This window comes from Williamsia sp., assembly GCF_016462415.1.
Classification (GTDB): domain Bacteria; phylum Actinomycetota; class Actinomycetes; order Mycobacteriales; family Mycobacteriaceae; genus Williamsia_A.
In genome coordinates this window covers 1-4608 of record NZ_JAEMTF010000177.1, presented here as the reverse complement: position 1 = coordinate 4608, position 4608 = coordinate 1, and the positions used below count along the sequence as shown (strand labels likewise).

The following is a 4608-nucleotide window of genomic DNA, read 5'->3' as shown; positions in this document are numbered from 1 at the left end:
AAGAGCATCCACGAACTCTCCCGCGACGACATCATCATCCCCGACGGCTTCGAGAAGCGATTCGGTGTGACCACGGCGTGATTCATGGTCATGTCGGATGAACCGGGCATACGACCGCTGCGCTCACCCCGGCTCGCTGAACCGTGGGGTGGGTCAGCGAGCCGGCGGGAGCATCTGTGGTCGGCCGTCGAGCTAGCTCGAGCCGAATCCGCCACCGCCGCCGAGGAGAGAGCCCAACAGACCGGTCAGCAGGTCTCCGATACCGCCGCCGCCGCCCAAACCTCCGCCGAGGATGCTTCCGATGATTTCACCGATCATGTTCGTGCCTTTCCGAGATGGTGCCGATAGCCGGTCGGCGGGATTCGGTTGAGATGCAGCTCAGTGCAGTTCAAGCTGGCGAATTGGACCTTAACTCTCGCGGAGAACACCACGTCTGATTACGGCGAGATTCACCGATGCCGATAACGGTCGAGCGACAGTGGAACCGGAGGCGCCCACGAATCCGCCGGGAAGTCTGCGCGTAGGCAACCGAGCGATCGCTCTGGACTCCTGGAGTGTTGGGACATATATTGAGATTTGTTCCAACGACTTCACCGTGGCAAAGGAGCCCGACACCGATGGCCGACCAATCCGCACCTGACGCTGCCACCCCGGAAACGCCGCTCGACGGCTGGAGCGACAACCCCGTGACCTGGGCGGCGTCGGATCCGGATCGCGTCGCCGTGGTCATGGCCGGTTCGGGGGTCACCACCACTTACGCCGAGCTCGCCGACCGCGCGGTACGACTGGCCAACCTGCTGAGGTCCTACGGACTGCAGCGCGGTGACGTGGTCGCGATGCTGTCGGAGAACTCGCATCGCTTCCACGAGGTGTTCTGGGCGTGTCGTCTCGGCGGGTTCTACTTCACGCCCGTCAACCGCCATCTGACGGCGAACGAGATCGCGTACATCGTGAACGACTGCGCCGCACAGGTCCTCGTCGCCAGCGCGAATCTCGACGCGTCGGCCGAGCTGACCGATGACCTCGTCCCCACGGTGACCCATCGCCTCGCGCAGTTCGGTCCGATCGACGGATACCGCGACTACGACACCGAGCTGGCCTCGGCCGACACGACGATCCCGCCGGCGGCCGGTGAGGGTGACCTGCTGCAGTACTCCTCCGGAACGACCGGACGCCCCAAAGGAATCCGGCGTCCACTGGCCGATGACCCGGTACCGGCCGAGGCCGACCCGATGGTGCTGTTCCTGCGCGGCATCGGGGCCCAGGAGGGCACGGTCTACCTCTCGCCCGCCCCGCTGTACCACTCGGCTCCGATCGGATGGTCGATGGGAGCGTTGCGCCTCGGTGGCACGGTCGTCGTGATGGAACGGTTCGATCCCGTCGAGGCGCTGCGCGCGATCGAGACGTACAAGGTGCAGACGGGTCAGTTCGTCCCGACGATGTTCGTCCGGATGTTGAAACTGCCCGAGCCGCAACGATTGTCCTTCGACGTGTCCAGCCTCGCAGGCGTGGTTCACGCCGCGGCCCCGTGCCCGATCGAGGTGAAGCGGGCGATGATCGACTGGTGGGGTCCCATCGTGTTCGAGTACTGGTCGTCGTCGGAGTTGGCCGGGTTCACGTTCATCGGCGCCGACGACTGGCTGGCCCATCCGGGGTCGGTGGGCAAGTCCCTCATGGGAACCCTGCACATCTGCGACGACGAGGGCGTCGAACTGCCGGTGGGTGAGGTCGGTGCGATCTGGGCGGAGAACTCGCCGCCGTTCTCCTACCTCGGCGATCAGACCAAGGAGCAGGAGACCACGAACGCCGACGGGTGGCGCAGTGTCGGTGACGTCGGCCGTCTCGACGCCGACGGATACCTTTACCTGACCGACCGATCGTCGTTCCTCATCATCTCCGGTGGAGTGAACATCTACCCGCAGGAAGCCGAGAACGTCCTCATCGAGCATCCCGCGGTCCTCGATGCCGCAGTGATCGGAGTGCCGCACGACGATCTCGGCGAGGAGGTCCGCGCAGTGGTCCAGCTCGTCGATCCCGACTCGGCAACAGACGATCTCGCGGCCGCGCTCATCGCGCACTGCCGGTCGCACATCGCCGCGTTCAAGTGTCCCCGCAGCGTCGACTTCGTCGCGCAGCTGCCGCGGACCGAGGCGGGCAAGCTGCTCAAGAAGCAGCTGCGCGCGGAGTACCTGCCGTCGGCCTGAGGGGTCACACCCCGTCGACCGGGTCGAAATGCTCCACGACCGGGAACGGGTCGTAGAAGTGGTGGAGCAGCGCCCGCCACCGTTCGTATTCCGGTGACCCGCGGAAGCCGTCGGTGTGGTTTGCGAGCGTCTGCCACTCGACCAGCAGCAGGTAGGTGTCGGGACTCTCGATGCCGCGCGACAGACGCAGACCCGAGAAACCGGGCATACCGGCGATGATCGACTTCGCCTCTGCGAACGCGGCACGGAACTCCTCACCCCGACCCGGTGTCACCTGCAGGAGCGCATGTTCGACGATCATCGGGTCACTCTCGCATGGCATGGCATGGTGAAGTGGTGAGTGTTGACGAAGCGATGACCGGTGTCCGGGTGACGACCAGGGCGGGCGTGGTGCGCGGACGACGAGTCACCGTCGGTGACTCGGTGGTGCACGCCTTCCTCGGGATCCCGTATGCGGGTCCGCTCGTGGGCGCCGCCCGGTTCGCGGCGCCGAGCCCGGTCGAGCCCTGGGAGGGCGAGCGACCTGCGACCGACCACGGACCGACCCCGCCGCAGGGCCCGTACCCGGCGCCCACCTCGGAGCTGCTGCCGAGTGTCATCATCGATGGCGACGAGTCGCTCAACCTGTCGGTGTGGACACCGGAGCCGGGAACCGGCCGACTCCCGGTCATGGTGTGGATCCACGGCGGGGCGTTCACCCGGGGCACGCACCGACTGCCCACCTACGACGGTGCCGCCTTCGCCCGCGACGGTGTCGTGGTGGTCGGCATCAACTACCGTCTCGGCGCTCTGGGGTTCCTGAGCCTGGCCGGGGCGCCCGACAACCGCGGTCTACGTGACCAGATCGCGGCGCTGGAGTGGGTGCGCGACAACGTCGCCGACTTCGGCGGCGATCCCGACCAGGTCACCGTGTTCGGCGAGTCGGCGGGCGCGATGAGCATCGCGGCACTACTCGCCTCACCCCGCGCCGAGGGGTTGTTCCGCCGCGCGATCGTGCAGAGCGGGAACGGGACGTCCGCGTCGGACCTGGGCGACGCGCGACTCGTCGCGAGCGAGTTCACCGAGACCCTCGGTCTGCCGCCGACCGTCGTCGGTGTGGCCGACCTGACCACCGCTGAACTCCAGCGGGCGCAGGACGCGCTCGGTCTGGCGCTCGTCGGCGACCCGAACCCGAGTCGGTGGGGCGCGAGCACCATCGCCCGCGGACTCGGCGTGATGAGCATGTTCCCGACCATCGACGGCGATGTCCTGCCCGCCCTCCCGATCGATGCCATCCGGGCCGGCGCCGCTTGCGGCGTCGAGGTGCTCGCGGGCACGACACGCGAGGAGATGCGGTTCTTCCTCGTCCCCAGCGGTCTCGCTGCCGTCGTCACCGCCGAGATGCTTCCCGGGATCGTCGGCCGACTCGGTGTCGGACCCGAGGCGGTCGCGACGTACACGCGCAATCGACCCGATGAGTCGCCCGGTGACGTGATGTGTGCGATGTTCACCGACTATTCGTTCCGTTCCGGCACAGCCGATCTCGTGGACGCCATCGCGGCGCGGGATCAGCCGGCCTGGCAGTACGAGTTCGCATGGCCGACCCCGGTCCGAGACCTGCGCGCGTGTCACGCCCTGGAGTTGGCCTTCGTGTTCGACACCCTCGACGGGTCGTCACAGCTCACCGGGCCCACCCCGCCGCAGGATCTCGCCGACGACATGCATTCGACCTGGGTCCGGTTCGCCACCACCGGCGATCCGGGATGGGATCGCGTCGGCTCGAGTCGCCCGGTCCGCACGTTCGGCGACTCATCGCTCGGCGCCGACGCCGTCGTCACCGACCCGCGTGCCGACGAACTGGCCGTCTTCCGGCAGCCCTGAGCGCCGCCGGTAATTCGATCGACTCGGTGGAGTCCGCGATCTAGCGTCGCCTCATGCAGATCCACCGGCTCGGCGTCGACGACTGGGAGCAGTATCGCGACATGCGTCTCGCCGGACTCGCCGACACCCCGGAGGCGTTCGGCGAGACCCTCGACCACGCACGCGGGGCCACCGAGGACGACTGGCGACACCGGTTGGCGCGGATGCAGGGGGAGCGCGGGCTGGGCGTCGTTGCCGTCGCGGAGGACGGATCCTGGACGGCTTCGATGCGCGGTGAGATCACCGACGACGACGCCTGGCTCTACGGCGTCTACGTGGTGCCGTGGTGTCGCGGGACCGGTGTCGCCCAGCTGCTGCTCACGACGATGACGAACTGGGCGAGGCCCCACACCTCGCGGATGTTGCTGCACGTGGCGACGACCAACGTCCGCGCTCGACGGTTCTACGAGCGCAACGACTTCGCGGTCACCGGTCGTTCGACGACGAACCCGGCACATCCGCATCTGACCGAACTCGAGATGGCGCGGTCGTTGCGGGCGTGACG

At 67.7% G+C, this 4608-nt stretch carries 5 protein-coding genes; 3 read left to right on the top strand and 2 right to left on the bottom strand.

The genetic code is table 11. The features are described 5' to 3' along the window. Positions 1 to 192: 192 nt before the first annotated feature. Complete coding sequence (locus JHC79_RS22735) at positions 193 to 318, bottom strand: hypothetical protein (RefSeq protein WP_296395183.1); 126 nt, start codon at positions 316 to 318, stop codon at positions 193 to 195. A gap of 299 nt (positions 319 to 617) precedes the next feature. Here JHC79_RS22735 and JHC79_RS22730 point away from each other — a divergent pair, with 299 nt between their 5' ends. Then, positions 618 to 2204 carry an acyl-CoA synthetase gene (locus tag JHC79_RS22730; RefSeq protein WP_296395180.1) on the top strand — a complete coding sequence of 529 codons (1587 nt, stop codon included), beginning with the start codon at positions 618 to 620 and terminating at the stop codon, positions 2202 to 2204. 4 nt (positions 2205 to 2208) lie between these two features. On the opposite strand, the gene JHC79_RS22725 is transcribed toward JHC79_RS22730, so the two are convergent. Beyond that, positions 2209 to 2505: an antibiotic biosynthesis monooxygenase gene (locus JHC79_RS22725; RefSeq protein WP_296395178.1), complete on the bottom strand. Its 297-nt coding sequence runs from the start codon at positions 2503 to 2505 to the stop codon at positions 2209 to 2211. Between the two features lie 35 nt (positions 2506 to 2540). Here JHC79_RS22725 and JHC79_RS22720 point away from each other — a divergent pair, with 35 nt between their 5' ends. After that, a complete protein-coding gene (locus tag JHC79_RS22720) occupies positions 2541 to 4064 on the top strand; it encodes a carboxylesterase family protein (protein ID WP_296395175.1) in 1524 nt (507 codons plus the stop codon). Between the two features lie 53 nt (positions 4065 to 4117). After that, positions 4118 to 4606: a GNAT family N-acetyltransferase gene (locus JHC79_RS22715; protein ID WP_296395172.1), complete on the top strand. Its 489-nt coding sequence runs from the start codon at positions 4118 to 4120 to the stop codon at positions 4604 to 4606. Positions 4607 to 4608: the final 2 nt, after the last annotated feature.

Bases quoted from the DNA above. Each gene is read 5' to 3' on its own strand.
- JHC79_RS22735 (WP_296395183.1), bottom strand. From the start codon at position 318: ATGATCGGTGAAATCATCGGAAGCATCCTCGGCGGAGGTTTGGGCGGC.
- JHC79_RS22730 (WP_296395180.1), top strand. From the start codon at position 618: ATGGCCGACCAATCCGCACCTGACGCTGCCACCCCGGAAACGCCGCTC.
- JHC79_RS22725 (WP_296395178.1), bottom strand. From the start codon at position 2,505: ATGATCGTCGAACATGCGCTCCTGCAGGTGACACCGGGTCGGGGTGAG.
- JHC79_RS22715 (WP_296395172.1), top strand. From the start codon at position 4,118: ATGCAGATCCACCGGCTCGGCGTCGACGACTGGGAGCAGTATCGCGAC.